Raw genomic sequence first — 25,408 nt, 5'->3', positions numbered from 1 at the left:
CGGATGCCGGTGAGTTCGGCCACCCCGGCCGGTAGCCCTAGACCCCGCCCGGGAATCCGACCTGGCGCCACGCCTCGTAGACGGCCACGGCCGCGGCGTTCGACAGATTCATCGACCGCCGTCCCGGCACCATCGGTATCCGCAGGTGCGCGGTGAGGTGCGGATCGTCGAGCACCTCGGCGGCCAGGCCGGTGGGTTCGGTGCCGAACAGCAGCACGTCGCCGCTGCGGTAGGCGACCTCGGTGTAGTGCGTGGCGGCCTGGGTGGTGAACGCGAAGACCCGGTCCGGGCACAGCGCGGCCCAGGCGGCGGCCAGGCTCTGGTGCACCGTCACCGAGGCCAGGTCGTGGTAATCCAGCCCGGCGCGGCGCAGCTTGGCCTCGGACAGATCGAAGCCCAGGGGTTCGATCAGATGCAGTTCGCACCCGGTCCCCGCGACCATGCGGATCGCGTTGCCGGTGTTTCCGGGGATCGCGGGCTCATGAAACATCAGGCGGAACACAACGCACCAGTCAACCAGGCCCGCGCGACCGGGTGTTTACCGCCTACGCGGGTCGCTCGGGCAGCGCGCAGACGCCGCCCTCGCTCATGCCCGTCGGGCGCACCCCGAGCCCCTGATTGAGGCGGGCGCGCTGGTTCTCCCAGGCGATGGCGGCCGCCAGCTCGGTGAGCTGGGCCTTGCTCAGGTGGGTGCGCAGGTCGGCGCGCAGGTCGTCGAGGCCGATCGCGGGGGTCACGGTCATGGCCTCGGCGAAGGAGATGACCAGCCGCTCCAGGTCGGTATAGGCGGCGCTGGTGCGGTGCCGCGGCAGGTCGACGATCTGCTGCTCGCTCAGTCCGGCGGATCGGGCCAGCGCGGAGCCGATGTCGAGGCAGAACTCGCAGTTCACCAGGCCCGCGACCTTTAGTTCGGCCAGTTCCTTCAGCTTCGGGTCCAATCGGTTGCTGAGCAACAGCATGGTCTCGTAGACGGCGACCGCGAACCCGATCAGCGGGCGGCGCGCCAGCCAGCCGGGCAGATCGGATCGATGACGCTTGGCCTGCCGGAAAGCGCTGGCGTAGTGCCGGATTCGAGTGAGTGCGCGCATATCCTGTACCCCTGTGTACTCGGTCGGTGTTCTTCACCGTACGCCCGAACTACGTGCTGTAGTAGCGCTCTGGGCTGTCGCTCACCCCACACTCCCGGATCGGGACAGGGTTTCCCGAGGGCTGCTGGCCGCGGGACGAGCGCGCCTGCAAGAATCGTCGGCGTGAGCGACACCACCGAACGGCATCCCGGCGGCGCGGGCGCACAGTTCCTGCGCGTGCACCTGCCGATGGTGCTGGTGGCCGTGGTCGTCGTCGTGGCCGTGGTGTTCGTGGCCGGCGATCGGTGGCGGCGCGGGGCGTTCTTCTTCGGCGGCGCCACGCTGCTCGCGGCCGCGCTGCGGCTGGCCCTGCCGACCGCCCGGGTCGGCCTGCTCGCGGTTCGCAGCAAGCCCTTCGATGTCGCGGCGCTGACCCTGCTGGGATCGGCCATCGTCTTCCTCGCCGCCACCATCAGCACGCTCGGGGTGCAGTAGCCGCACTCTCCGCCACTCTCGTGCCGACGGATCGGCCTCGCGCGCAAAGCATCCCATCGTCAGGCCGGGTGCGCTCCACCCGCCGCCCGAACCTGGACACCGCCCGCACTCGCGGACTCCGGTTCGGCGGCCGAATCGCCGAGGCCCGCCGTGCGGCAGTGAAATGCCCTGTCAAGGACAGTCGAGAGGCATCACTGCGGCAACACCGCGGCGTAAAGTCGAGCCATAGCCTAAAAGGGTGCCGTCCAAATCCTGGCGGCCGGTCCGATGCACCGACCCAGCGTAGGGAGACGGCATGCCAGGCAAGTTCGATGGCATCGACTGCGACCTGTTCCCGCTGTGGACAGTGGCGGCCTACGCCTGCGGCAATGGAGCGGCCCCGGTCGGCACGGCCAGCGCCCGCGATCTGGCCATGGCGGCCGGGCTGGTGTGCGCGTATCTGCCGGTGCCCCAACCCGATTTCGCGGGCTACTACCTGATCGCCACACGCACCAACGCCTACCAGGGCCATTTCGGTAACGGCTCGGCCACGGCCACCTGGCGCAGCACCGCCGCGCACGAACCGGACGGCTGGACCGCCGGCCCGTGGAGCGTGCTCGAAACGCCGTGAGCTAGCGGTTCTCCCGCGCCAGGCGCATGGTCTCGAGCAGCAGCTTGGACACTGCGGCCGCCTCGGTGAGAAATCCGTCGTGGCCGTCGCGCGAGTGCACCACCTCGAGGCGGGCGCAACCCGGCAGCCCGTCGGCGAGTTCCTGCTGGCTGCGCAGTGGGTAGAGCCGGTCGGAATCGACGCCGCCGACCACGCACGGCACCGGCGTCGAGGCCAGCGCCGCCGCGACGCCGCCGCGGCCGCGGCCGACGTCGTGCCGGTTCATCGCCTCGGAGAGCAGCACATAGGTGGCGGGATCGAAACGGGCACAGAGCTTTTCGGCCTGATGCTCGAGGTAGCTCTGCACCGCGTACCGGCCGCCGCGCCACGGATCCTCGGTGCCCTGGGCGTGATTCTCGAAGCGGTGATCCAGCTCGCCCTCGGTGCGATAGGTCAGGTGCGCGATGCGCCGCGCCAGGCCCATGCCGGTCATCGGGGCGCGGCCGGTGCCGTGATAATCGCCGCCCTGCCAATCCGGATCCGCCTTGATGGCGGCGATCTGCGTGGTCTGCGTGCCGATCTGATCGGCGGTGGCGCGCGCACCGACCGCGAGCACCAGCGCCGCGGCGACGCGCCGCGGGGCGCCGATCATCCACTCCAGCACCCGCATACCGCCCATCGAACCGCCGACGACCGCGGCCAGGCGGTCGATGCCGAGCAGATCCATCAGGGCGATCTCCGCGGTCACCTGATCCCGGATGGAGATCTCGGGGAAACGCGAACCCCACGGATTGCCGTCGGGCGCGAGCGAGGCGGGGCCGGTGCTGCCCTTGCAGCCGCCGAGCACGTTGGTGGCGATGACACACCATTCGTCGGTGTCGATCGGCGCACCGGGCCCGACCATGCCGTCCCACCAGCCGGCCAACTGATGCAGCCCGTCGGGGGCGCCGACGACGTGCGAATCACCGGTCAGCGCGTGCTCGACCAGCACCACGTTGTCCAGCGCGGGCGAGAGCTCACCCCAGCGCTGCACCGCGAGCCGCACGTCCGGGACCACGGCGCCGTTCTCCAGGCGCACGTCCCCGATCGCGATCGTGCCGAGCCGGCCGTCCGGCGCGGGTAGTAGGCAGCGGGCGCTCGGTTCGGTCTCCACGGTCACGCCAGCCGGCCGATCGCACGGCAAACCGCGAATTTGTGGCGGTGAACTTGTGCACACATGTGGGGGCCTCCTGAACAGCGCGCTTGCTCTCGTCCCTCGAGAGCCGGGTCATCACCCGGAGCACCCCACCGCTGCTGGAGGGTTGCCGACCAGCGAGCCGGGGCTTCGCGCTGGCACTCATGACCTAACGAACATGGTAACTGGCGGTCGGTCAACCATTGAAATCATGTCGAGGCGATCGCCGTCGGGCACGGCGAAACCGCCGGTAGCGGCCCTAATCGGCGGTCGGGCCGCAACAGAGCCGGCGCAGCTCGGCCAGCGCGCCGAGCACGGTCGTGCGGGCCGCGGCGGCCGCCTGTTCCGGATCTCCGCTGAGGATCAGCTCCTCGTCCTCGGCGAAGGCGATGTGGCACATCATCTGCCAGGTCGCGATGGCCAGGCGGACGGTGAGCGAGCCGGGCGCCACCTCGAGCCGGTCGGCCAGTGCCGCACCGAGCGCCGCGGACTTGCGGTCCCCGAATTCCATCGCCCGGGTATTGACGGCCGGGCTGTTGTGCACGATGCGCTGCATCTTCTGGAAGCGGCGCAGCGAGACGGCGTCGCTCGCGTCGGCGCGCGCGCCGCGCTCGACCATGTCCAGGAAGGCGTCGCACAGCGCCTGCAGCGGGTTGCCGATCGTCGGCTGGGCCCGCAGCCGGCCGGCGACGGCCTCGCCGAAATCCTCGACCGGGCCGAGGATGATGTCCTCTTTGATCTCGAAGTACCGGTTGACCGTGCGCGGCGAGACGTCCGCGGCGTCGGCGATCTGCTCGACGGTCGTCGCCTCGAAACCGTGCTCGTCGCACAGGTCCAGCGCGACCTCGATGATCCGCGCCCGGGTCTGCTGCTTCTTGCGTTCGCGCAGTCCAGCGGGTGCCGTGGTGCCACCGCCCCGCGCTGGTCCGGGATCGGCGGCGCTGCCGGTCGATGTGTCGAGCATGCCTCACTGTAACGCAGCCCATTCCCCTAGTTGACCGGATGAGTCAAATGTCGCATCGCGACATTTTTCTCTTGACGCCAAAAGTCGCGCGGTGTCAGGATCTTCTGCGTACTTCCGAACGAACCCGAGGGAGAATCCCGTGACCCATACCGCGCCAGCGGTGGACGTTTCCGACGTTCCCGGCGAACAAGGCGGCTCGGCCCGGTGGTGGGCACTGGGCGTGATCGCCTTGGCCCAGCTCATGGTGGTGCTCGACGCCACCATCGTCACCATCGCGTTGCCCTTCGCACAACGTGACCTGCACATCAGCGACGGCAACACCCAGTGGGTGCTGACCGCCTACACCCTGATCTTCGGCGGCCTGCTGCTGCTCGGCGGCCGGCTCGCCGACTACCTCGGCCGGCGCAAGATCTTCATGATCGGCCTGGTCGGCTTCGCGGCGGCCTCCGCGCTGGCCGGTCTCGCACAGAACGGCGCGCAGCTGTTCGCGGGCCGCGGCCTGCAGGGCGCCTTCGCCGCTCTGCTCGCACCCGCGGCGCTCTCGCTGCTCTCGGTGACCTTCACCGAGGCCAAGGAGCGCGCCCGCGCGTTCGCGGTGTTCGCAGGCATCTCGGCGGGCGGCGCGGCCATCGGCCTGATCGCCGGCGGCGCACTCACCGAGTACGCGTCGTGGCGCTGGACCCTGCTGGTGAACACCCCGATCGCGATTCTCGCCCTGGTCGGCGCGTTCAGCTTCGTGATCAAGGACCTCCCGCTGCCCCGCACGGGCGGCTACGACGTGCCCGGCGCGATCACCGTCACCCTGGGCCTGATCGGCATCGTCTACGGCTTCAGCCGGGCCGCCGAGCACGGCTGGACCAGCGGCAGCACCCTCGGCCTGCTGGTCGCGGGCGTCGCGTTGCTCGCGGCCTTCGTGTTCATCGAACAGCGGTCGGCCAACCCGCTGCTGCCCTTGCGCATCCCCGGCGAGATCAACCGCGGCGGCGCACTGCTGGCCGCCCTGCTGATCCCGATCGCGATGTTCGCGATGTTCCTGTTCCTGAGCTTCTACCTGCAGAACGTGCTCGGTTACACACCGCTGAAAGCGGGCGTCGCGTTCCTGGCGTTCCCGGCCGGCATCGCCATCTCCGCGGGCGCCACCAGCGCGCTGCTGCCGAAGTTCGGCCCGCGCCCGCTGATGATCGTCGGCGCGGCGCTGGGCGTGATCGGCCTGGTGTTCCTGGCTCAGCTCAGCTTCGGCGACAGCTTCGCCACCAGCGTGCTGCCCGCGCAGTTCCTGATCGCGCTCGGCATGGGCCCGCTGTTCGTCGGCATGCAGGCCGTCGCGCTGCATCAGGTGGACGAGGCCGACTCGGGCGTGGCCAGCGCCCTGCTGAACGCGGCCCAGCAGGTCGGCGGCGCGGTCGGCACGGCCCTGCTCACCACCATCTCGGTCCAGGCCGCCAAGGACTACGTCGCCGAGCACCCCGGCATCGACAACCTGGTGGCGCGCGCGTCGATCCACTCCTACGACGTCGCCTTCTACGTCGGGGCGGGCTTCTTCCTGGCCGCCATCCCGATCATCGCGTTCATGATCCGGGACAAGCCGCAGAACCTGATCGAGGGCGCCGAGGACGGCGTGAAGATTCCCGTCCACGTCTGAACCGGGCAATAGGGTCCGCGTATCGCGAGCAACTCGCGATACGCGGACCTTGCCATTCTCAAATAATGGACAAAAGTACTAATCAGTAACTTTCGTCACCATTCTCACTCAGGGGTACTGCCGCGCCGTGAGATCGTTAGCAGCAGTACGCTTGTCTTGTTTGACCACATGGCCCGCCGACAACGCGGGGCATATACGTTGTCTGTTGGAACAGCTGGGGTCCGCTCACAAGCGTGTTCACCTGGCCGTGCAATGAGGGCACCATCCTAGGAGGACACGAAGATCCATGTCCAAGATCAAGGTTGAAGGCACCGTCGTAGAACTCGACGGCGACGAGATGACCCGGATCATCTGGCAGTTCATCAAGGACAAGCTGATCCATCCGTATCTCGACGTGAACCTCGAGTACTACGACCTCGGCATCGAGTACCGGGACAAGACAGACGACCAGGTCACGATCGACGCGGCCAACGCCATCAAGCAGCACGGCGTCGGCGTGAAGTGCGCCACCATCACCCCCGACGAGGCGCGCGTCGAGGAATTCGGGCTGAAGAAGATGTGGCGGTCGCCCAACGGCACCATCCGCAACATCCTCGGTGGCACCATTTTCCGGGCCCCGATCATTATTTCCAACGTGCCCCGGCTGGTACCCGGCTGGACCAAGCCGATCATCATCGGCCGGCACGCTTTCGGTGACCAGTACCGCGCCACCGACTTCAAGGTGCACCAGGCCGGCACCGTCACGCTGACCTTCACCCCGGAGGACGGCAGCGAGCCCATCGTGCACGAGGTCGTGAAAATGCCCGAGGACGGCGGCGTCGTCATGGGCATGTACAACTTCAAGCAGTCGATCGTCGACTTCGCGCGGGCCTCGTTCAACTACGGCCTGCAGCAGAACTACCCGGTATACCTCTCCACGAAGAACACCATCCTGAAGGCCTACGACGGCATGTTCAAGGACACCTTCCAGGAGATCTTCGACGCCGAGTTCAAGACCCAGTTCGACGCGGCCGGGCTCACCTACGAGCACCGCCTCATCGACGACATGGTCGCCTCCTCCATGAAGTGGGAGGGCGGCTACGTCTGGGCCTGCAAGAACTACGACGGCGACGTGCAGTCCGACACCGTGGCCCAGGGCTTCGGCTCGCTCGGCCTGATGACCTCGGTGCTGCTCACCCCGGACGGCAAGACCTGTGAGGCGGAGGCCGCGCACGGCACCGTCACCCGGCACTACCGTCAGCACCAGCAGGGCAAGCCGACCTCGACCAACCCGATCGCGTCGATCTTCGCCTGGACGCGTGGGCTCGAGCACCGCGGCAAGCTGGACAACACCCCCGAGGTGATCGGCTTCGCGCAGGCCCTCGAGGACGTCGTCATCAAGACCGTCGAAGGCGGCCAGATGACCAAGGACCTCGCGGCGCTCGTCGGCGGGGACCAGGGTTACCTGAGCACCGAGGAGTTCCTCGGCGCGCTGGACGTCAACCTGGCTCGCGCACTGCGCAAGTGAGTTCGACAGCCGGGCCGAGCTGAGACGCTCGCCGGGCACCCCCGGCGCTGGGTTGGCTTCCCTTCCAGGGACCCAGCGCCGGGCTGGATCGAGCGACCACTGCTGGTCGCTGCGACCGGAAACGGGCACCCGCCCACCGCGATCGGTGAACGGGTGCCCGGATTGTTTTCGGAGGTCGTGTGATTCGCAGGTCGGCGGAGTGGCATCGCCGGGCGGTGGATTAGCGGATCGGCGGGCGGATTCTCGCTCCCGCGCCCCGGCATCGCTGCCAGGTTCGGCGGTGGCTGCGGGGTGCCGGGTACGACGGCGACTGCCCACCTCCAGACTGCAGGCCGCGGCGGCGACTACCACCGGAGGCTGGCTAGCTGCGACGACCACCCACCCGGGGCGGCCAGGTGCGACGGCGACAACCAACATGGGCGGCCAGATGCGACAGCCTGCGGTTGACCGCTGAGGGTTCGGATGTCCTGCGGATCGAAGGCGTCCAGCGGCGCTAGCGCGCAAACCGGCCGTGTGGATCGACTTCCGCGCGAATTCGGTTCCAGCGCTTCGCATTACCCGCGAGATAGCGCTCGGCGGGGTGGTCGGCTTCGAGGTAGTTGCTGTATCCGCCCGCTGAGAACCGGGCGACCGAGTGGTGTGCGCGGTCGATCCAGCCCCTGGCCGCGTCCGGCGAGTCCGGGTCGGCGACCAGCCATTGCAGCAGTGCGCCGTGCGCGCGCCACGGGCAGGCGGTGGCGTCGGCGGGGATGTCGCGGACCGCGCCGTCGAGCGGGTCGACCAGCACCATGCCTTGACCGCCGATGGTCGACAGTTCGGCGGCGGCTGCCGCCACGGCGGCCGCCGACTCCGGCGTGACCTCCCTCAGCACGTCCGATCCCGCGACGGTGACCGTGCGCGGCGTGTCGATGCGGCCGCCGCCCAGGCGCAGGACCGCGGCCGCGTGATCGAGCGTCTCGGGGCCGGCTCCGCCCGGTGCCGCGCCCACGATCCCGGCCAGTCGCGCGGCCGTCGCGGTGCCGGTGCCCGCGGCGCAGACCAGCAGGACCGTGCTGGTGATCGCGCCCGCGTCGTCGACGCTCAGCTCCACCGACGCCCAGGCCGAGCGGCCGGTGTCGGGCAGCCACCGCGCCCAGCCGGTCAGCACCTGCTCTGCCGTGGCGCCCGGGAAACTCAGGCGCACAATGTCTTTCGGGGCGGTCGGGCAGGTGCGGAAGGTCAGCGAGGTGACCACGCCGAGCCCCGCGCCGCCGCCGCGCAGCGCCCAGAACAACTCCGGACGCCGGGTCGCGGATACCTGCTCGACCGAACCGTCCGCCAGGACCAGGGTTGCCGCGGTGAGCCGGTCACAGGTGAGTCCGTACAGGCGCGAATCCACGCCGACACCGCCGCCCAGGGCGAGCCCGGCAATGCCGACGGTCGGGCAGGTGCCCAGCGGCAGCGTCTGCCCGAACGGGGCCAAGCCTTGCTGAACCGCGATGACCGAGGCGCCCGCGCCGATCACCGCGGACCCTGCGTCGTAACCGATTTCGTTCAACAGCCGCAGGTCGACGACCATCGCCCCGTCGGCCGCGGAAGCGCCGACGTAGGAGTGACCGCCCCCGCGGACGGCGACCGGCAGCGCCTGCTCGTTCGCGAAGGCGACGGCCGCGCGCACATCGTCGACGTTCGCCGCCCGGACCACCGCAGCCGGTCGCGCCGCGTCGAATCGCGGATCGAAAAGCTGCTTGGCCATGGGGTACTCGGCATCGGCGGGCTGGACCACCGATCCGCGCAGTCGAGTCGCGAGCCGGGCCCAGTCGGGCGAATCCCTCTGCGGCACAGTCGGTTGTGCGTGAGCAGCCACGCCGGACACGGAGCTGACCGCGGCGGCCGCTCCCGTTCCGATCGCGGCCCGCAGAAACGCCGCACGCGACAGTTGAGGACTGATGCACCCGAGCCTATCGGAGCGGATGCGCGTTTTCCGCCGGCTTCACCCGAGTCCTGCCCGCCAGATCCGCAGCACATCTCAGCTTCCCGCCGAACCCCGCAGTCGAGCGCTGCACCACTCTTCCCCGTGGCGACATCCGGCCGGATCGGTTGTGCCTGAGTCGCAGGCGTCAGCCCGTCCACGGTGCCTGGGAAACTACCGTGTCGGATTCCGAAAGCAAGGCCGCGCTGCAGGTCTCGGCATGTGCCGACGATCCGGAGCTGAACGATCGGCGGCAGCGGCCGACAAACCCGCGCGCACCAGCGGCGCACAGCACGCGCAACCTCGTGACCCAATGCGCGCCAGCTGGCGCCCCGCGCGTTCAGCGATCGACCTCGAAGCGTTTGTGGCGGGAGGTGGCTCCGGCGGTCAGGTGGACGGCGCTTTTCGCGACGCCGAAGTGGGCGGCCAGGAGGTCGATGGCGGCCTTGTTGGCTTTGCCTTCGACGGCGGGTGCGCGGACGTACAGGGTGAGGGCGCCGTCGGGGTCGGTTTCGACTAGCGGGGCTTTACGACTGTTCGGTTTTATCGTCGCCCTTACCACCAGTGGGGGCACTCGATTCTCCTGTCGCGGTGCTGGTTTCCGCAGGCTCGACGACAGCGGGATCGGCGACCGCCGGGGTGGGCGACTCCGCAGGGCCGACGACGGCAGGGGCACCGGCGGAATCGCCGGATTCGGCAACGGCCGGAGTAGCCGACTCCGCAGGGCCGACAACAGCCGGAGCAGCAGCGGGATCACCGGATTCGGCAACGACAGGGGTAGGGGCGGCCGCGTGGGCCGACTGCGCCGGGCCGGCGGCTGCGCGGCGGGGGCGGCGGATGAGTTTCACCAGGCCCCAGATGATTACGCCGAGCACGGCCAGGAAGCCGAGCCAGGGAATCGCCTGGCCGGTGAAGACGACCGCGTCCTTCAGCCAGGCGACCAGTGAGTTCCAGCCTTCGACGATGCCGTCCCAGAAGTTGGTGGGCCCGTCGTCGGAGTGCTCGGCGTCGGTGCTGAGCGAGAGGGTGAGGGTGGACAGTGCGACCTGGTCGTCGAGGTGGCGCTTCTGGCCGGTGAGGCTGTCGAGTTCGCCTTGGCGGCTGGAGAGGGCCTGTTCGGCGGCGATGAGATCGGCGGTGTTGGTGGCGCTGGAGATCAGCGCGCGCAATCGGTCCACCGATGCCTGCAGCGCCTTGATCCGGGCGTCCAGATCCTCCCACTGCATGGTGACGTCGTCACGGTTGGTGCTGATCTCGGTGACCCGGCCGATCGTGCCGAGGCCGTTGATGAACGCGTCGGTCTTGTCGGCGGGCACTCGCACGGTCAGTGACGCGCTGGGGCGGTCGTCCTCGTCGTCGGTGCCGGGCTGCTCGGTGCGCGCGTCGACCCGCCCGCCGCTGGCGGTGACCTGATCGGCGACCTTGCCCGCCGCGGCGATCGGGTCACCGGTGACGATCTGCACGGAGCCGGTGACGACCTCCTTGCGGGACACCACTTCCGCACCGGGCTGCTTGCTGTCCCCGGGCGACTGCTCGCGGAACCCGGGCGGCGCGACCGCCGGTGCGGGTGTCGCGGAGAACCCCCGGCCCGGCGCGGCGGAATCCGAACCGCCGCCACTTCCGCAGCCCACGAGCACCGCCAGGCTCAGCAGACCCGCACACAGAACCGCAAGCTTTCGCATGCCCGCAGCGTAACCGCTGCCGCCGCCGGTCACCGAGAATTTTCCGGGCCCGGCCACCGGTGTCCGGCGGCCGGACTCCCGGGAGTCCATTGTGGGTCCCGGCCGGTGATCGCCACGATCCGCTCGAGCAGCGGCGCGCCGGCGGGCGCCTGGACCGCGGCCCCCACAGCTCCGGGACCGGGCTGTTCGGGATGAACTCGGCGACGTGGTCATGGCAGGCCCGCAAGGTCGGTTCGGGCAGGGCGAAGGGGCGATCGATCGCGCGCGCGAGATCCCAGCCGTGCACGACGATTTCGGTCAACGTGATGCGCCCCCAGACCTCATGTCCGCTCCTCGGAATCGGTGTCGGCCCCGTCAGTACCGACCTCTCGGAGCGGTGGAATTCATCGCTCGCGCGCGCCGAAGTGGCGGTGTTCGTGGATGCGGGCTTCGACGGCTTCGATGCGGGTGTCGGAGAGCGGATGGGTGCTGAGCCAGCGCAGGGCGGCGGCGGTTTCCCAGTCGTGTTCGTCCATCCACTCGTCGAGGACCTCGCGGTAGTCGCGGCCGTAGCCGAGGTCGACGGCGACGCGGTCGGCGCGCAGCTCTTCGCGTTGCGAAAGCTGGGCCTGGCCAAGGGGTTCGGCGACGAGCAGCAGCAGGAGCAGAACGGCGGCGGCGAGCGGCCCGATCAGGAGGAGCAGGGCGGCGATCAACGGGGTGAGCAGCAGCGCGGACAGGCCCAGACCCCCGAGCAGCAGGATGCCCAGGGCGAGTACGGGCGTGTCCTCGGCTTCCCGTTCCGCGACCGCGACCACCCGCGACAGGCCCCGGCCCACGACCCGGCCGAGCAGTTTGACCGGCACCGAGTACCAGCGGGCGAGGGTGGCCAGGTACTTCTTGCCCTCGAGGTGGTGGCCGAGTTCGTGCGCGAGCACGCCTTCGAGCTGGCGACTGTCCAGGGCGTCGACCGCCCAGGAGGTGACGCAGACGATGCCGCCGGGCGCGGCGAAGGCGTTCAGGTGGTCGGCGTCCTGCACCCACAGCGAGTAGTCCGCGGGCGCGACGCGCGCTGTGCGCGTGACGTTTTCCCACGCCTCGGTGAGCACGGCCTGCTCCGCCGGCCGCGGTCGCCGGTACCCGTAGGCGACGCGGGCCAGCACGACATCGTCGTTCGGCAGGAAGGCGAGCGCACCGGAGGCCAGCCACAGCACCCCGGCCCCGGCGGCGCCCCAGGGCCCGAACGTCGCGAACGGCACGCACACCAGCACCGTGCTCGTCGCGATGGACGGCAGCGAAACCATCAGCTGCGCCGCCGATTCCACGCGCCGCCGCCACGTACGCACCGGCCACAGCAGCGGAGTGGGCGTGTACTCCAGGAATTCGGGGATCGGTTCCGGACGCTGGGACCGCCGCTCGGGCCGCAGCACCGCGACGACCCGCGCCCAGAGTGTGGACCCGAAGCTCTCTCCCCCGTGTGACACAGCGCCGCACTCCCCCAGGTCGCAGGTGCAAGTCCTGCCAGGTTACCCATCGAAAATCGCGGTGCAACCTGGTTTTTCAGCGGAAGTCGCGGGACTTGGCGATGATCCGGAGGTCGAGTGGCCGCAGGTGCTCGGCGAGCACGCTCACCGCGCCCTCCGCGTTCTGCACGCGCCCGCGGATGAGCAGGGCGGGCGCGGATTGCGCGAGCCGCCGGTAACGGTGCCACAACCCGACCGAGCACACCACGTTGACCATGCCGGTCTCGTCCTCGATGTTCAGGAAGGTGACGCCCGCGGCGGTGGCGGGCCGCTGCCGGTGCGTGACCGCGCCCCCGATCAGGACGCGGGAACCATCCGGCACCGACAGCAGCTGATCGGCGGGGACGACGCCGAGAGCGTCCAGGCCGGGCCGCAGGAACTCGGTGGGATAGCTGCCCGGGGAGACGCCGGTCGCCCAGACGTCGGCGGCGGCGAGTTCGAGATCGCTCATGCCGGGCAGCACGGGGGCGTCGGTCGCCGCGCCGGTGCCGGGCAGCCGGTCCGGGCGTTCGCCCGCGGCCGCCCCGGCGGCCCAGAGCGCTTCGCGCCGGGTGATCCCCAGGCTGTCCAGCGCACCCGCGGTGGCCAGCGATTCGGCCTGCGGGACAGTGAGTTCCACACGTCCGGTCAGTTCCAGGAAGGAGCGGTACGGCGCGCCCGCGACGATCTTCTCGGCCAGCTCGGTACCGATGTGCCGGACCGCCGCCAGGCCCAGCCGGACCTCCTGCCCGTCGCGCTCCAGCGTCGGTTCGGCGCGGCTGGCGTTGATGTCGGGGCCGTGCACGGGCACGCCGTGCCGGCGAGCGTCGGCGACCAGCGACTGCGGGGAGTAGAAACCCATCGGCTGCGCGCGCAGCAGCCCGGCGCAGAACGCGGCCGGATGGTGCAGTTTGAACCAGGCCGAATAGAACACGATGGCGGCGAAGCTCTGCGAATGACTCTCCGGGAAACCGAAGTTCGCGAAGGCGTAGAGCTTCTCGTAGATCCGGTCGGCGACCGCGCCGGTGATGCCGTGCCGGTCGCGCATGCCCTGGTAGAAGCGCCCCCGGAGGCGCTCCATGCGCGCGGGTGACCGCTTGGACCCCATGGCGCGGCGCAGCTGATCGGCCTCGGCGGCGGAGAACCCGGCCACATCCACGGCCATCTGCATGAGCTGCTCCTGGAACAGCGGCACGCCGAGGGTGCGTTTCAGCGAATTCTCCAGTGCCGGATGGTCGTAGGTAACCTTCTCCTGTTCGTTGCGGCGGCGGATGTAGGGGTGCACCGACCCGCCCTGGATGGGGCCGGGCCGGATCAGCGCGACCTCCACCACCAGGTCGTAGAAGGTGCGCGGCCGCAACCGGGGCAGGGTCGCCATCTGGGCGCGCGACTCCACCTGGAAGACGCCGATCGAGTCGGCGCGGCAGAGCATCTCGTAGACGCCCGGCTCGGCCAGGTCGAGCCGGTGTAATTCGACGGTCTCGCCCTTGTGCTCGCGCACCATGTCGATCATGTAGTGCAGCGCCGAGAGCATGCCCAGGCCGAGCAGGTCGAACTTCACCAGACCCGTGGCGGCGCAGTCGTCCTTGTCCCACTGCAGCACACTGCGATTCGCCATGCGCGCCCACTCCACCGGGCAGACGTCGGCGATGGGGCGATCGCAGATCACCATGCCGCCGGAGTGGATGCCGAGATGCCTGGGCAGGCCCTCGATGTCGCCGGCCAGGCGCAGCACCTCGGCGGGGATGCCGGTGTCGGTCTCGTTCGCCACCCCGGTCCAGCGGTTCACCTGCTTGCTCCACGCGTCCTGCTGCCCGGGCGAAAACCCCAGCGCGCGTGCGGCATCGCGCACCGCGGACTTGCCGCGATAGGTGATCACATTGGCCACCTGGGCGGCGTAGTCGCGGCCGTACTTGGCGTAGACGTGCTGGATCGCCTCCTCGCGGCGATCGGATTCGATATCGATATCGATATCGGGCGGCCCGTCGCGCTCCTGGGAAAGAAAGCGTTCGAACAGCAGGTTGTTGGCGACCGGGTCGACATTGGTGATGCCGATGGCGTAGCAGACCGCGGAGTTGGCGGCCGAACCGCGCCCCTGGCACAGAATGTCGTGCTCCTTGCAGAAGGTGACGATGTCGTGCACCACCAGGAAGTAGCCGGGGAAGCCGAGCGTGGTGATCACCGCGAGTTCGTGCTCGAGCTGCCGGTAGGCGCGCGGGTTCCGCTCCGGCGGGCCGTAGCGCTCGGCCGCGCCGCGCAGGGTGAGCGCGCGCAGCCAGGAGTTCTCGTCGTGTTCGCCGGGCACGGCGAAGGGCGGTAGCCGTGGCGCGATCAGCCGGAGATCGAAGGCGCATTCCCGGGCCAGTGCAACGGCATTCGACACCGCCTGCGGGCAGGCGGTGAACAGCTGCGCCATCTCGGCGCCGGAACGCAGGTGTGCGCCGCCTGTGGGGGCGAGCCAGCCGGCGATGTCGTCCAGGCTCGCGCGGGCGCGGATGGCGGCCAGCGCCATGGCCCGGTGCCGCTGGGCGGGCGCGGCGAAATGCGCTCCGGTGGTGGCCACTACGGGCAGGCCGCAGCGGTCGGCGAGGGCGAGCAGGTAGGCGTTGCGTTCGTCGTCGGTGGGGATGCCGTGGTGGGTGAGCTCCACGCCGACCCGATCGGCGCCGAAGCGTTCCATCAGTGCGCGCAGGGCGATCTCGGCCTGCGGCAGGCGGGTGTCGCCCGCGCCCAGATCCCGTTCCAGTGCTTGGCGCACATGCCCTTTGCGGCAACCGGTCAGGATGTGCCAGTGTCCGCCCGCGGCGTCGGCGAGGGTGTCCAGGTCGTAGCGGAGGATGCCTTTCTCACCCGCTGCCAGGTGCGCGGCGGCGATCTCCCGGGAGAGTCTGCGGTAGCCCTCTTGGCCGCGCGCGAGCACCAGCAGATGGGGACCGGCCGGATCCGGGGCGCCGGTGCGCGGCGCGGAATCCGGGGCATCGGTGTGCCCGCCGCCGGTCGTCGGCGACCGATGCTGCGCCGCCATCCCCTTGCGACGCAGCCCGGCCGACGTGGGGTCCGGTCCCGGCATACCGGTCCCCAGCGACAACTCCGACCCGAACACGGTCGGCATACCCCATTCCCGGGCGGCCTCGAAGAAGCGCACCGTCCCGTAGAACCCGTCGTGGTCGGTGAGCGCGATGGCCTCCAGCCCGAGCCGCACGGCCTCCTCGACCAGTTCCTCCGGCTGGCTCGCGCCGTCCAGGAAGCTGTAGGCCGAGTGGGCGTGCAGTTCGGCGTAGGGCACCACCGGGCCTGTGGGCCGCGCTATCGCCTCGGCCTGGTACTCGCCGCGCTTGCGCGACCACGCGGGACTGTCGCCGCCGTCGCCTTCCGGCTTGGGCCGGCCGGACAGCACCCGCTCCATCTCCGCCCAGGTCGGCGGCCCGTTTCCCCAGCTGCTCACCTCCTCGCCCTGCTCATCGCGGCTCGTCCCCGCTCGGCAGTCGCTGCGTGGAGCCGGCGTCGAGGGCGGCCTCCACCCGGTCCAGGCCGGAGCGGATCATCGCGCCGTAGGCGTCGTAGACCAGGACCGCGAGGTGGCCGCGGGCGATGGTCAGCTGCATGCGGGCGGTTTCGAAATCGCCGACGCGGCGATGGCTGTCGGCCAGGTTGAGGTAGAGCGAGGGCAGGAAGCAGCGCAGGCCCTCGTCCAGCGGGATGCCCGGGCCGAAGACCGAGGCCAGGGCGCGCTGATCCCAGATCAGCGCGTCGGTGTCGGATTCCTGGAGGACGGCCAGGTGATGCGCGATCACGCAGCGCTGCAACGGATCTCCGGCCGGGCCGAGCTCGCTCCACAACTGTTCGAGCGCGTGCCGCGCCGCCTTCCGGTTGTCGCTGCCGAGCCGCACCGCGGCAAAGATGTCCGCCATCCGATCGTCCGCCATGGCCAGAAGTATCGCACACATGTTCGAGGGATTCGAGCGTCATTCGAACGGGTTTGCGAAGGTTTTGCGGCCGCATCGGAATGTGGGCGGGGTCACTTGGCGGGTAAACTTACTTCAGAGTAAGTTCGTGCCAAATCGATCTGCAAAGGAGCAGCGATGCCTGACGCTGATGAGAAGCGCAATCGCCGCCGCCGCGACCTGACCGGCAGGCACGTCCTGATCACCGGCGCCTCCTCCGGCATCGGCCGGGCCGCCGCCCTGGCCGTCGCCGCCAAGGGCGCCACCGTCTTCCTGCTGGCCCGCCGCGAGGAGGAACTCGCCGGCGTCGTCGCCGAGATCCGCGCCGCGGGCGGCGCCGCCCACGGCTACCAGTGCGACGTCACCGACAACGACTCCGTCGACCACACCGTGAAGAACATCCTGGACGCACACGGCCACGTCGACATGCTGGTGAACAACGCGGGGCGCTCCATCCGCCGCGCCATCCACCGCTCCACCGACCGCATGCACGACTTCGAGCGCACCATGGCGGTCAACTACTTCGGCGCGCTGCGGATGACGCTGGCGCTGCTGCCGCAGATGCGCGAACGCAAGTTCGGCCACATCGTCCAGATCAGCAGCGCCGGTGTGCAGGTCGCCACGCCACGCTTCGCGGCCTACCTCGCGAGCAAGGCCGCGCTGGACAAGTTCACCGAGGTCGCCGCCGTCGAGACCCTGGCCGACGGCGTCACCTTCACCACCATTCACATGCCGCTGGTGCGCACCCCGATGATCACGCCCAGCGGCGCGCAGGGCCCTTCGGAATCCCCGGAGTGGGCCGCCGCCACCATCGTCCGGGCCCTCACCGAACGCCCCAAGCGCATCGACGTCCCGCTGGGCACCCTCGCCGAGTACGGCGCGCTGGTCACCCCGAAGATCCGCGACCGCATCCTGCACCGCTACTACCGCGCGCTGCCCGACTCCCCCGCCGCCAAGGGCGAGCAGCTCGAACCCCTCGGCGAGGACACCGAAGCCGATGCGCCGCAGCCGGAATCGCCGCACCGCCCGCAGTCCGCGGCACGCCGGGTGACCGGCACCGCGTTACGCCGGGCCGCGCGCTGGGTACCCGGTACGCACTGGTGAAAGGCGTTCCGGGCCCGTCGCGCAGGGGGCGATGGGCCCGGAATACGTTATGCCACTTGCCGTTCAGCCGGGGCGAACACCGCGCCCGAACTCCACAGCGCGACGGCGATATAGCCGACCTGCTCGGGCAACCGGAACCACAGCGGTGTCGCCGGTTCGCCGTCGAGCGGGATATCGTTCAGCGCCGCATGGACATTGGCGGGCAGCAATGCCAGGAGCAGTAGCGCCAGCCCGAGGCCGGCGTAACGGCGGGTCGCGGTGAATATCAGCCCCAGTGCCGCAGCCCATTCCAGGACACCCGTGAGGTAGACCAGGAAGTCGGGGAACGGCAGGAAGCCGGGCACCATCGCCGTCAGATCGTCGTGACTCGGCATCACTGTCACGCTGTCCGGAACGAAATGCGCGCTGCCGGTCAGCAGCAGCATGACCGCCAGACCGTGCACGGCGCTGACGCGCCAAGTGCCGAAGCGTCGCACGCCGGCCGCGCCCAGCGCACGGAACACCAGGGTGGGGACGACGAGTAGTAGCAGAGTGTCGAACATGAACCGTCTCCTGCGGACTAGCGGGTGAAGAACAGCCCGGAACCACCCGCGTCCCGGGCCGAGACGTAGAAGCCGTCGGGGACCGAACGCGTAGCGATGCCGCCGTTTTCGACGACGCGGCGGGCCCGCACCGGGTCGTCCACACGGATCGTCATCGCGGCCGGGTAGGACGGCGCGGGCACGGGTTCGCCGGGCAGCACCTGCTCGGCGGCCGCGGCGTCGAGGAATTCCAGTCGCGCGGAACCGATATCGAGGACGGTACGCGGACCGTCCCGGTAACAGTGGCGATCGGTGATGCGCGCGTATCGGTCCAGGATCGCCGGCATCTCGGCGGTAGCGACGACGATCGTCACCGCCGCGATGCCGCGGGCGCCGTTCGCGTGACCGAGATAGCGTGGCTGGTGCGCGTATTCGCGGGTCAGGTGCTGCGCGACGCCGAGATGAACCTCCGGTGTCGAGCGCGGATCGACGTGCACGGCGCGGGCCCGCAGCACCCGCGGCCCCGCCTCGGTGCCGACCTCGCGTTCCAGGTCCAGCACGCCGGAGGTCGCCAATCCGGCCGCGCGTAGCCGCCGGTCCGCGGCGTCGGCGTCCGCGGTGTCGAAGTTGAGCAGGCGGAAGCCCTCGTATCGCGCGGCGATCGCGCGGGTGTGCCAGGGATCGGGCGCGGTGTCGTCGACGATGCCGAGCAGTTCGATATAGGAATCGCCGAACAGCGCACAGTGATTCGCGGTGCAACTCGGCACCGGCGGGCGGCCGGGCGCGGCGGCGAGCAGGTGCCGGGAGCGTGGGCTCAGTGTGAAGCCGAGGGCGGTGTAGCGCCGCTCGAGCTCGTCGAGATCGCGAGTCAGCAGACCGGTGTGGTGAATACCGTCGAGGGGATTGGTCATGCCGCCGATCCTGGGCGGCACCGGCGTCGCGATCCACGAAAAGCGGTGGCTACGCCGGTTTCCGACATGTCGTAGCCTGAGCTGGTGGATTCGGTCAGACTCGACACCGTCGACCTGCGGCTGCTGCACGCCCTGCAGATCGACGGGCGGGCGCCGTTCAGCCGCATCGCCGAGGTGCTCGATGTTTCCGATCGCACCGTGGCGCGGCGCTTCGCCCGGCTGCGCGCGCACGGCGTGGCCCGGGTCTGTGGTGTACCCGACAACCACCGCCTCGGCCGGTCGGAATGGCTGCTACGTCTGCGGGTGCGGCCGGGCGGGGCGGAGGTCGTCGCGCGGGATCTGGCGCGCCGGGGCGACACCGGATGGGTGAGCGTGCTGGCGGGCGGGGCCGAGGTGACGGCGATCCTGCGGGTCGAGGGCGAAGGGGCGCTGCCGCTGCGGGCGTTGTCCGGGCATTCGCAGGTCGTCGGCGTCGAGGCGCAACGGCTGCTGCGCCACCTCACCGAACAGCGCTGGCGCGGACGCACCAGCGCGCTGTCGGCCACCGAGGTCGCTGCCCTCGATACCGTGGCGAACGACGCGGCTCCGATCACCCTGACCGATCTGGACCGGCGGCTGCTGCCCGCCCTGGCCCGGGACGGACGCGCCGACTATCCGAGTCTGGCCGCGGCGGTCGGCTGGTCGGAATCCGCGGTGCGCCGCCGCCTCGACGAACTGCGCCACCGGGGCGCGGTCCGATTCGACGTGGAGATCGACGCCGCCGCCCTGGGTTTCCCGGTGCACTCGCTGCTGTCGCTGAATGTCGCGCCCGCCCGGCTCACCGCCGTCGCCCGCGCGCTGGCCGCGCACCCCGAGATCGCCTTCGCCGGCGCGACCACCGGCCCGCACAACATGATCGCCATCGTGGTCTGCCGTGATGCCGTCGCGCTGTTCGACTACCTGACGGACCGAATCGGCGCGCTCACCGGCATCGAGCGCATGGAGTCAGCGCCCATCACGGGGATCGCCAAGCGCGCGGCACCCGCGGCCTGAACGCCCGGCCGCAGTCGAGTAGCGACCTCCGCCGACGCGACCGGTCAGGCGCAGGGCTGGACCTGGTCGGCGACCAGGGCGGTCACCGGCTTGGGGGCGGCTCCGCAGCTGGCTTGCCGGGGAGCGTGCGCTACGGCGCGCACGGTGACGCGCCAGCGACGCCCATCCCGATGAGTTACCAGCGCGGTGCCCGCGCGGGTGGGATCGGTGGTGGCGGAGTCTGTTTCGAGGGTGACAGCCAGGTCGTCGAGTGCCGCCGGGAACCGTTCGCGCACCGCGATTTCCGCGACCTGCGCGATCGGCTTCTGGTGGCTGCGGCCGCGGAAACCGGTCAGTGACAGTTCATTACGCAGGGTGGCCTCGATCGCGGCGGGCGCGGAGTCGGCGTCGACGCGGCCGTAGGTGAGGCCGGAGGGCAGCAGGACCATGGCGGGCGCGAAGCGGTGGCCGCCGGTGTGCGAGCACTCCCAGACCTGGTCGGGGTAGGCGGCGGCCAGACTCGCCGCGATCGGGCGGCCCAGCAGCGCGCAGCACTGGTCGCGTTTGCCGTGGGCGCACACCAGGACGACCGGATCGTGCACCCGCACACCGATTCCTGGCGGCGGACCGTTGAGCAGATGCAGGTCGAGGTCGAGCAGTTGCCGCAGGTCGGTGATCTCGAGGCGCTCGCACCAGGGCCCGTCGGCGCGGGAACTGACCAGCAGCACCGTGCGGACGCCGGTGAAATCGTTGCGGCCGGGGCGGCGGATCAGCGTCGGGCGGACGTGAGCGGCGCTGGTGCGGGCCGCCAGCGTGGGCGTGATCTCCGGCCCGAGCACCTCGGCGCCGATCACGTCGCGGCCCCAGGCGCCGGGCTGCTCGACGCAGAGCCAGGCGCCGACGCGGGTCGCGGTACCCGGCAGCGGCACGTCGACGGCGGCGGCCGCGGAGCACGACAGACCCGCGAAGGTCGTCACAGCAGAGGTGTCCGGCACCGTTTCACTGTAGAACCGTGCGCTCAGGCCGACCGGTCGGCCCGGGCGGCGGGGACGCGCAGGAACGGCAGCACCGTGCGCTCGAACTCCCGATACCGGTCGCGGTGGATGCTGTGGCCGCAGGTGAAATCGACGACCGTGCAGTCCGGGATCGCCGCGCGCAGGACCTCGAGCTTCACCGGATCGACCATGCCGCCCGGGCCGCCGCGCAGCACCAGGGTGGGCGCGGTGATGCCGGTCAGGCTCTCCCACCATTCCGGATTCGGCTTGCGGAACTGCTCCAGCGCCGTCCGCGTCATGCTCCGGTCGAAGGCCAGCACGGCCCGGGGGTGCCGGACCACGCTGCTGGTGGCGTGCCAGAGCTCGGGCACGGACGGGAAGCGGCGGGTCAGTGTCTGCTGTTCGGTGCCGGAACGCAGCGGCAGCGGGCACTCCTCCATGACCAGCCGGCGCACCAGCCCGGGCCGCTCCTGCGCGACGCAGGACACCGCGTACCCGCCCAGCGAGTGCCCCACCAGATCCACCGAGGTCAGCTCCAGCTGATCGAGCAGGCGCAACACGTCGGACCCGAATTCACCGAATAAGTAAGAATCGGCGTGGGCGCTGCGGCCGTGCCCGCGCAGATCGGGGATGATCACCCGCCGGCCGGAGTGCCGGAGCTTGCGGGCGAAACGGTCCCAGGTGGAGCCGTCGCCGCCCATGCCGTGCACCAGCACGACGGGCGGGCCGGCGTCCGGCCGCGCGGCGGACGCGCCGGAATCGCGATACGCGATCCGCACTCCCCCCGCGGCCATGATCCGAGTCAGCTCCACGTTGTCCGAGGGTACTGGCAGCCGGTGCCGCCGGGCCCGGATTTGTCCGGCGTCACAGCCCTCGAACGCGGCGCGCGCACGCGGCCATCGGTGTGAATAACCCGTGGCGACCGCCGCCGATCCGCGAAATACTCCCCCGCATGCCGACTTTCGCGGAGTTCGATCGACGCAACTATCCGATCGTGGACGTGGCCACCGGTTACGACGGCTGGGCGCCGACCTACGAGCGCACCGTGCTCGACGAGATGGACCTGGCACTGCTGGACCGGTTGCGGCAGCCGCGCTGGGCCCAGGTCCGGCGGGCCGCCGACCTGGGCTGCGGCACCGGGCGCACCGGCGGGTGGCTGCGCCGGCACGGCATCTCGCACATCGACGGCGTCGACGTGAGCGCGGGCATGCTGGCTCGCGCCCGCGAGCGCGGCGCGCACACCACCCTCGCCCAGGCCGACGTGCGCGCGAGCGGCCTCGAGGCGGGCGCCTACGACCTGGTGATCGCGTCGCTGATCGACGAGCACCTGCCCGACCTCGGCCCCTTCTACACCGAGGCCCGGCGGCTGAGCGCGCCCGGCGGGCACTGCGTCATGGTCAGCTACCACCCGCAGTTCATGATGGTGACCGGCATGCCCACGCACTACACCCCCGAGGCGGGCGAGCCGGTGGCGATCAGCACCCACCTGCACCTGCTCAGCGAGCACATCACCGCCGCGCTGGCCGCGGGCTGGGTGCTCACCGAGATCACCGAGGCGCTGGTGGACGACGCCTGGATCGCCGCCAAACCCAAGTGGGCCGAGCTGCGCGGGCACCCGTTCACGGTCGCGTTCGTATGGTCGCTGCCCTGACGCGTCAGTCGTAAATCCCCTCGGCGTGCCAGGTTTCGTCGCGGTAGATGAGCAAGAGGACGCGGGCGTCGGAGGGCGCGCCCTCGAGTTGCACCTGGGCGCGGGCGATGACCGTGCCGTCCGGCACCCACCAGCGCTCGTCGACGGCCCAGGGCCCGGCCCAGCCGGTCAGCGCCCACCGGCGGCGGCCCCAGGTCAGCTGCGCCGGCGGCGCGCTGAACAGGCCGCGCTCGGTGATCCGCACCGGCGCGCCGTCGGCCGCCCGCAGCGCCACCGCCGGGCGGTTGAGCAGCAGCATGGCGGGCGCCGGCTGCGGCAGGCTGCCCGGCCAGGGCTGCTCCGGGTCGGCGGCCGGGACGGGTTCGTCACCGAGCACGATCATGGTGACGCGCTCGGCCGGGCCGCGGCCGCCGCTGAGCACCCCGAACCGCACCGCGGCGCCGCCGAGCAGACCCTGCACGCGGACCAGGGCCCGGCGCGCGCGTTCGGTTTCCGCGCCGACACCGCCCCACAGACCCAATTGCAGCGTCCCGGCGCGGGCGATCTCGACCGGCTCCAGGCGCAACCGGATCAGGGGCGCGGTCGGCCGGTCGCGGCGGGTCAGCCAGCCGTCGAGCTGCCAGCGCACCCGGTCGGCCGTGCCCTCCGGGGTAAGCGGCTCCGCACAGCGCCAGACCCGGGAGAGTCGCTCGCCCGCTTCGGTTTCGGCGGACACCGACAGCCGCGTGCAGGACACCGACGCGGCCGCCAGCGCCGCGTGCAGCCGGGCCGCGAGCATGCGGCCGGCGAAGGCGGCGGCGTCGACCCGGTCGATCGGCGGGTCGCAGTCCTGTTCCACGCTCAGTTCCGGCGGCGGGCGGCGCACCGAGGGCGGGCGCTCCGCGACGGCGCGGGCGCAGCGGTGCGCCAGCACCGCGTCGGTGCCGAACCGCGAGGCCACATCGGCCGGTGTCAGCGCGGCGAAGTCGCCGATGCGGCGTAAACCCAGGCGGTGCAGCAGATCCACCAGTTCCGCGCGTTCCGGCGCGGCCAGGCTGGGTTCGACCGCGAGCTCGCCCACCGGCAGCGGCGCCAGGAACTCCGCGCCCGCGCCGGGCGCCACGATCGCGGCGCGCTTGGCCGCGAGCACCGCGGTGGACAGTTCGTCGGCGATGCCGATCTGCGCTTCCACCCCGGCCGCCGCCACCGCGTCGACCAGTCGTTCGGCCGCCGCCGCCTCGGATCCGAAAAACCTGGCCGCACCCCGGGCTCCGAGCACCAGCAGCCCCGGCCGCAGCACCTCGACGCCGGGGACGGTCGCGTCCACGGCCGCCACCACCGGCTCGAACAAGCGCGCGTCCCGATCCGGATCCTCCTGCACCAGAAACAGTTCCGGGCACCGCGCCTGCGCTTCCCGCCGCCGCAGCCCGCGCCGCACGCCCTCGGCCCGGGCCACCGCCGAACACGCCACCACCCGATTCCCGTAGAGCACCGCGACCGGCCGGGTCGGCGGCAGCTCCGCCATCGCCGCGGCCGCCACCGCGGGCCAATCCGGGCACCACACCGCCACCACCCGCGCGCTCACGCCGGCGTGCGCGGGATCGGCGAGCGCGGGACAGGTGTGCGCGCGGCCGGAGTACGCGCGGCAGGTGTGCGCGGAGCCGGAGTACGCGCGGCCGGAGTCCGTGAGACAGGCGAGCGCGGCTTGCCGGACGCGGCCCGGCGGTCCGCGCCCGGAGACAAGCTCCCCGAAGAATCCGCCTGCCCCGCGCCCGGCGCGCGGCTCACGAGGCAGCGCCCCGGGCGCGGATCGGCAGCTCGGCGATACCGGACTCGTTCCGGCGCGGGAACCATTGCACGCGACCGGCACTCGGGCGCAGGTCGAGGTGGCCGTGCCGGGTGGCGCCGGTCTTGCCGCGGACCTCGACCGCCACGGTCAGGGCGTGCAGGCGGCCGTGGCCGGTGCCGAGGCCGACGTAACCGGCGATGCGGGCGTCGATGCGCAGGGCGGGGTTGGGCCAGACGCCGTCGGCGACCACGAGGGTGGCGCCCTTGTTGCGGGCGCGGGCGGCGAGGACGCGGGCGCGGGCGGGGGCGACCGAGGCGCCGTCGAGGCCGAGGACGACCAAATCCAAGCCGTCGAGCAATACGGCAGCAACTTCCATGGGATCGGGTCCGGGCTCGGCGACCACGGCGAGACGCTCCAGATCGGCGCCCATCTCCGCGGCGGCGAGCAGGCCGAACCGGGGCACGCCCACCACGGCGGCGTGCCCGCCGGCGCCTGTGACCGCGGCCAGCAATCCGGCGAGCAACGAGCGCGCGCCCGCGTAGGACACCACCGACCCCTTGATCAGGCCACCGTCCGGCAACAACTCCGCGAGCGCGGCGGGCACGGGCAGCGCTTCCCGGCGCAGTTCGGCGGCATGCGGCGTCCGCTCCGCGACGGCTTCGCCGCGACCGGGTATGGCGGCCATCTTCCTGCGGAGTTCGGCCAGCTTCTGTTGTTGTGTCTCCCCCACGCGCGCGTCCGAACCCATCACAACCACCTACTTCCCACGATGGACCGGGCGATGCGAGCGGACCAGCCAGCACCGATCCAGCTATCGATCTGTATCGAATATACGTTCGATACACCTCCAGTAGAAACCCACCCCCGAAATCCGTCAAGCGCGCCACGCGGGCGGGCCGCTCCGCCCGTTGTCCGAGCTCAGGCCACACCCCGCGGACGGCGAGCCGGCAA

At 71.0% G+C, this 25,408-nt stretch carries 23 protein-coding genes and 1 riboswitch; of the genes, 7 read left to right on the top strand and 16 right to left on the bottom strand.

Annotation, left to right across the window (positions count from 1 at the left end):
- Nucleotides 1-37: 37 nt before the first annotated feature.
- Complete coding sequence (locus AB0I43_RS22880) at nucleotides 38-502, bottom strand: tRNA (cytidine(34)-2'-O)-methyltransferase (RefSeq protein ID WP_356973935.1); 465 nt, start codon at nucleotides 500-502, stop codon at nucleotides 38-40.
- A 43-nt stretch (nucleotides 503-545) separates the two neighbouring features.
- Nucleotides 546-1,088 (bottom strand): carboxymuconolactone decarboxylase family protein, encoded by a 543-nt coding sequence (locus tag AB0I43_RS22875; RefSeq protein ID WP_356973934.1) that lies wholly within the window; start codon nucleotides 1,086-1,088, stop codon nucleotides 546-548.
- 228 nt (nucleotides 1,089-1,316) lie between these two features.
- Between AB0I43_RS22875 and AB0I43_RS22870 the strand changes: the two genes are divergently transcribed.
- Nucleotides 1,317-1,562, top strand: a complete 246-nt coding sequence (locus AB0I43_RS22870) for a DUF3017 domain-containing protein (protein ID WP_356974122.1) — start codon at nucleotides 1,317-1,319, stop codon at nucleotides 1,560-1,562.
- 295 nt (nucleotides 1,563-1,857) lie between these two features.
- Complete coding sequence (locus AB0I43_RS22865; protein ID WP_356973933.1) at nucleotides 1,858-2,172, top strand: hypothetical protein; 315 nt, start codon at nucleotides 1,858-1,860, stop codon at nucleotides 2,170-2,172.
- Nucleotide 2,173: 1 nt separating this feature from the next.
- Here the strand turns inward: AB0I43_RS22865 and AB0I43_RS22860 are convergent, their stop codons facing one another.
- Together AB0I43_RS22860 and AB0I43_RS22855 are read right to left on the bottom strand one after the other, a co-directional pair.
- Nucleotides 2,174-3,310 carry a homoserine O-acetyltransferase gene (locus tag AB0I43_RS22860; RefSeq protein ID WP_356973932.1) on the bottom strand — a complete coding sequence of 379 codons (1,137 nt, stop codon included), beginning with the start codon at nucleotides 3,308-3,310 and terminating at the stop codon, nucleotides 2,174-2,176.
- Between the two features lie 74 nt (nucleotides 3,311-3,384).
- Nucleotides 3,385-3,495: riboswitch (SAM riboswitch) on the bottom strand.
- Nucleotides 3,496-3,584: 89 nt separating this feature from the next.
- Nucleotides 3,585-4,289: a TetR/AcrR family transcriptional regulator gene (locus AB0I43_RS22855; RefSeq protein WP_356973931.1), complete on the bottom strand. Its 705-nt coding sequence runs from the start codon at nucleotides 4,287-4,289 to the stop codon at nucleotides 3,585-3,587.
- A 139-nt stretch (nucleotides 4,290-4,428) separates the two neighbouring features.
- On the opposite strand from AB0I43_RS22855, the gene AB0I43_RS22850 reads away from it, so the two are divergent.
- Together AB0I43_RS22850 and AB0I43_RS22845 are read left to right on the top strand one after the other, a co-directional pair.
- Nucleotides 4,429-5,931, top strand: a complete 1,503-nt coding sequence (locus AB0I43_RS22850) for an MFS transporter (protein ID WP_356973930.1) — start codon at nucleotides 4,429-4,431, stop codon at nucleotides 5,929-5,931.
- 286 nt (nucleotides 5,932-6,217) lie between these two features.
- Entirely contained in the window at nucleotides 6,218-7,438 is a 1,221-nt protein-coding gene (locus AB0I43_RS22845) for an NADP-dependent isocitrate dehydrogenase (RefSeq protein ID WP_356973929.1), read from the top strand.
- Between the two features lie 493 nt (nucleotides 7,439-7,931).
- On the opposite strand, the gene AB0I43_RS22840 is transcribed toward AB0I43_RS22845, so the two are convergent.
- The 6 genes from AB0I43_RS22840 to AB0I43_RS22815 all read right to left on the bottom strand — a co-directional run bounded on the left by AB0I43_RS22840 (nucleotide 7,932) and on the right by AB0I43_RS22815 (nucleotide 16,478).
- On the bottom strand, nucleotides 7,932-9,173 hold the full coding sequence (locus AB0I43_RS22840) for an FAD-binding oxidoreductase (protein ID WP_356973928.1): 1,242 nt from the start codon (nucleotides 9,171-9,173) through the stop codon (nucleotides 7,932-7,934).
- Between the two features lie 556 nt (nucleotides 9,174-9,729).
- Nucleotides 9,730-9,963: a DUF167 domain-containing protein gene (locus AB0I43_RS22835; RefSeq protein WP_356973927.1), complete on the bottom strand. Its 234-nt coding sequence runs from the start codon at nucleotides 9,961-9,963 to the stop codon at nucleotides 9,730-9,732.
- Nucleotides 9,917-11,071: a DUF4349 domain-containing protein gene (locus AB0I43_RS22830; RefSeq protein WP_356973926.1), complete on the bottom strand. Its 1,155-nt coding sequence runs from the start codon at nucleotides 11,069-11,071 to the stop codon at nucleotides 9,917-9,919. Before AB0I43_RS22830 ends, AB0I43_RS22835 begins: the two co-directional genes overlap by 47 nt.
- Before the next feature lie 383 nt (nucleotides 11,072-11,454).
- Nucleotides 11,455-12,534 (bottom strand): M48 family metalloprotease, encoded by a 1,080-nt coding sequence (locus AB0I43_RS22825; protein ID WP_356973925.1) that lies wholly within the window; start codon nucleotides 12,532-12,534, stop codon nucleotides 11,455-11,457.
- Nucleotides 12,535-12,610: 76 nt separating this feature from the next.
- Nucleotides 12,611-15,958 (bottom strand): error-prone DNA polymerase, encoded by a 3,348-nt coding sequence (locus AB0I43_RS22820; protein ID WP_356974121.1) that lies wholly within the window; start codon nucleotides 15,956-15,958, stop codon nucleotides 12,611-12,613.
- A 52-nt stretch (nucleotides 15,959-16,010) separates the two neighbouring features.
- Complete coding sequence (locus AB0I43_RS22815; protein WP_356973924.1) at nucleotides 16,011-16,478, bottom strand: hypothetical protein; 468 nt, start codon at nucleotides 16,476-16,478, stop codon at nucleotides 16,011-16,013.
- Nucleotides 16,479-16,634: 156 nt separating this feature from the next.
- On the opposite strand from AB0I43_RS22815, the gene AB0I43_RS22810 reads away from it, so the two are divergent.
- Nucleotides 16,635-17,600 (top strand): SDR family NAD(P)-dependent oxidoreductase, encoded by a 966-nt coding sequence (locus AB0I43_RS22810; protein ID WP_356973923.1) that lies wholly within the window; start codon nucleotides 16,635-16,637, stop codon nucleotides 17,598-17,600.
- 47 nt (nucleotides 17,601-17,647) lie between these two features.
- Here the strand turns inward: AB0I43_RS22810 and AB0I43_RS22805 are convergent, their stop codons facing one another.
- On the bottom strand, nucleotides 17,648-18,142 hold the full coding sequence (locus AB0I43_RS22805; protein WP_356973922.1) for a hypothetical protein: 495 nt from the start codon (nucleotides 18,140-18,142) through the stop codon (nucleotides 17,648-17,650).
- A 17-nt stretch (nucleotides 18,143-18,159) separates the two neighbouring features.
- Nucleotides 18,160-19,032, bottom strand: coding sequence for a VOC family protein (locus AB0I43_RS22800; protein ID WP_356973921.1), 873 nt, complete (start codon nucleotides 19,030-19,032; stop codon nucleotides 18,160-18,162).
- A gap of 84 nt (nucleotides 19,033-19,116) precedes the next feature.
- Between AB0I43_RS22800 and AB0I43_RS22795 the strand changes: the two genes are divergently transcribed.
- Nucleotides 19,117-20,064 carry an Lrp/AsnC family transcriptional regulator gene (locus tag AB0I43_RS22795; protein ID WP_356973920.1) on the top strand — a complete coding sequence of 316 codons (948 nt, stop codon included), beginning with the start codon at nucleotides 19,117-19,119 and terminating at the stop codon, nucleotides 20,062-20,064.
- 44 nt (nucleotides 20,065-20,108) lie between these two features.
- On the opposite strand, the gene AB0I43_RS22790 is transcribed toward AB0I43_RS22795, so the two are convergent.
- Both AB0I43_RS22790 and AB0I43_RS22785 read right to left on the bottom strand, forming a co-directional pair.
- Nucleotides 20,109-21,038 (bottom strand): sucrase ferredoxin, encoded by a 930-nt coding sequence (locus AB0I43_RS22790; RefSeq protein WP_356973919.1) that lies wholly within the window; start codon nucleotides 21,036-21,038, stop codon nucleotides 20,109-20,111.
- 23 nt (nucleotides 21,039-21,061) lie between these two features.
- On the bottom strand, nucleotides 21,062-21,832 hold the full coding sequence (locus AB0I43_RS22785) for an alpha/beta hydrolase (protein ID WP_356974120.1): 771 nt from the start codon (nucleotides 21,830-21,832) through the stop codon (nucleotides 21,062-21,064).
- 158 nt (nucleotides 21,833-21,990) lie between these two features.
- Between AB0I43_RS22785 and AB0I43_RS22780 the strand changes: the two genes are divergently transcribed.
- Nucleotides 21,991-22,689: a class I SAM-dependent methyltransferase gene (locus tag AB0I43_RS22780; RefSeq protein WP_356973918.1), complete on the top strand. Its 699-nt coding sequence runs from the start codon at nucleotides 21,991-21,993 to the stop codon at nucleotides 22,687-22,689.
- Between the two features lie 4 nt (nucleotides 22,690-22,693).
- Here AB0I43_RS22780 and AB0I43_RS22775 read toward each other — a convergent pair whose 3' ends face one another.
- Together AB0I43_RS22775 and AB0I43_RS22770 are read right to left on the bottom strand one after the other, a co-directional pair.
- Nucleotides 22,694-24,193: a DNA polymerase Y family protein gene (locus AB0I43_RS22775; RefSeq protein ID WP_356974119.1), complete on the bottom strand. Its 1,500-nt coding sequence runs from the start codon at nucleotides 24,191-24,193 to the stop codon at nucleotides 22,694-22,696.
- Between the two features lie 259 nt (nucleotides 24,194-24,452).
- Nucleotides 24,453-25,205 carry a hypothetical protein gene (locus AB0I43_RS22770; RefSeq protein WP_356973917.1) on the bottom strand — a complete coding sequence of 251 codons (753 nt, stop codon included), beginning with the start codon at nucleotides 25,203-25,205 and terminating at the stop codon, nucleotides 24,453-24,455.
- Nucleotides 25,206-25,408: the final 203 nt, after the last annotated feature.

This window comes from Nocardia sp. NPDC050435 (assembly GCF_040655395.1).
Taxonomy (GTDB): domain Bacteria; phylum Actinomycetota; class Actinomycetes; order Mycobacteriales; family Mycobacteriaceae; genus Nocardia.
Note: the sequence above shows the minus strand (reverse complement) of the source record. Positions and strands in the feature narration are given on the sequence as shown.

Bases quoted from the DNA above. Each gene is read 5' to 3' on its own strand.
- AB0I43_RS22870 (WP_356974122.1), top strand. From the start codon at position 1,317: ATGGTGCTGGTGGCCGTGGTCGTCGTCGTGGCCGTGGTGTTCGTGGCC.
- AB0I43_RS22800 (WP_356973921.1), bottom strand. From the start codon at position 19,032: ATGACCAATCCCCTCGACGGTATTCACCACACCGGTCTGCTGACTCGC.
- AB0I43_RS22840 (WP_356973928.1), bottom strand. From the start codon at position 9,173: ATGGCCAAGCAGCTTTTCGATCCGCGATTCGACGCGGCGCGACCGGCT.
- AB0I43_RS22770 (WP_356973917.1), bottom strand. From the start codon at position 25,205: ATGGGTTCGGACGCGCGCGTGGGGGAGACACAACAACAGAAGCTGGCC.
- AB0I43_RS22805 (WP_356973922.1), bottom strand. From the start codon at position 18,142: ATGTTCGACACTCTGCTACTACTCGTCGTCCCCACCCTGGTGTTCCGT.
- AB0I43_RS22855 (WP_356973931.1), bottom strand. From the start codon at position 4,289: ATGCTCGACACATCGACCGGCAGCGCCGCCGATCCCGGACCAGCGCGG.
- AB0I43_RS22845 (WP_356973929.1), top strand. From the start codon at position 6,218: ATGTCCAAGATCAAGGTTGAAGGCACCGTCGTAGAACTCGACGGCGAC.
- AB0I43_RS22775 (WP_356974119.1), bottom strand. From the start codon at position 24,193: ATGGCGGAGCTGCCGCCGACCCGGCCGGTCGCGGTGCTCTACGGGAAT.
- AB0I43_RS22815 (WP_356973924.1), bottom strand. From the start codon at position 16,478: ATGGCGGACGATCGGATGGCGGACATCTTTGCCGCGGTGCGGCTCGGC.
- AB0I43_RS22785 (WP_356974120.1), bottom strand. From the start codon at position 21,832: ATGGCCGCGGGGGGAGTGCGGATCGCGTATCGCGATTCCGGCGCGTCC.
- AB0I43_RS22820 (WP_356974121.1), bottom strand. From the start codon at position 15,958: ATGGAGCGGGTGCTGTCCGGCCGGCCCAAGCCGGAAGGCGACGGCGGC.
- AB0I43_RS22810 (WP_356973923.1), top strand. From the start codon at position 16,635: ATGCCTGACGCTGATGAGAAGCGCAATCGCCGCCGCCGCGACCTGACC.
- AB0I43_RS22865 (WP_356973933.1), top strand. From the start codon at position 1,858: ATGCCAGGCAAGTTCGATGGCATCGACTGCGACCTGTTCCCGCTGTGG.
- AB0I43_RS22830 (WP_356973926.1), bottom strand. From the start codon at position 11,071: ATGCGAAAGCTTGCGGTTCTGTGTGCGGGTCTGCTGAGCCTGGCGGTG.
- AB0I43_RS22875 (WP_356973934.1), bottom strand. From the start codon at position 1,088: ATGCGCGCACTCACTCGAATCCGGCACTACGCCAGCGCTTTCCGGCAG.
- AB0I43_RS22780 (WP_356973918.1), top strand. From the start codon at position 21,991: ATGCCGACTTTCGCGGAGTTCGATCGACGCAACTATCCGATCGTGGAC.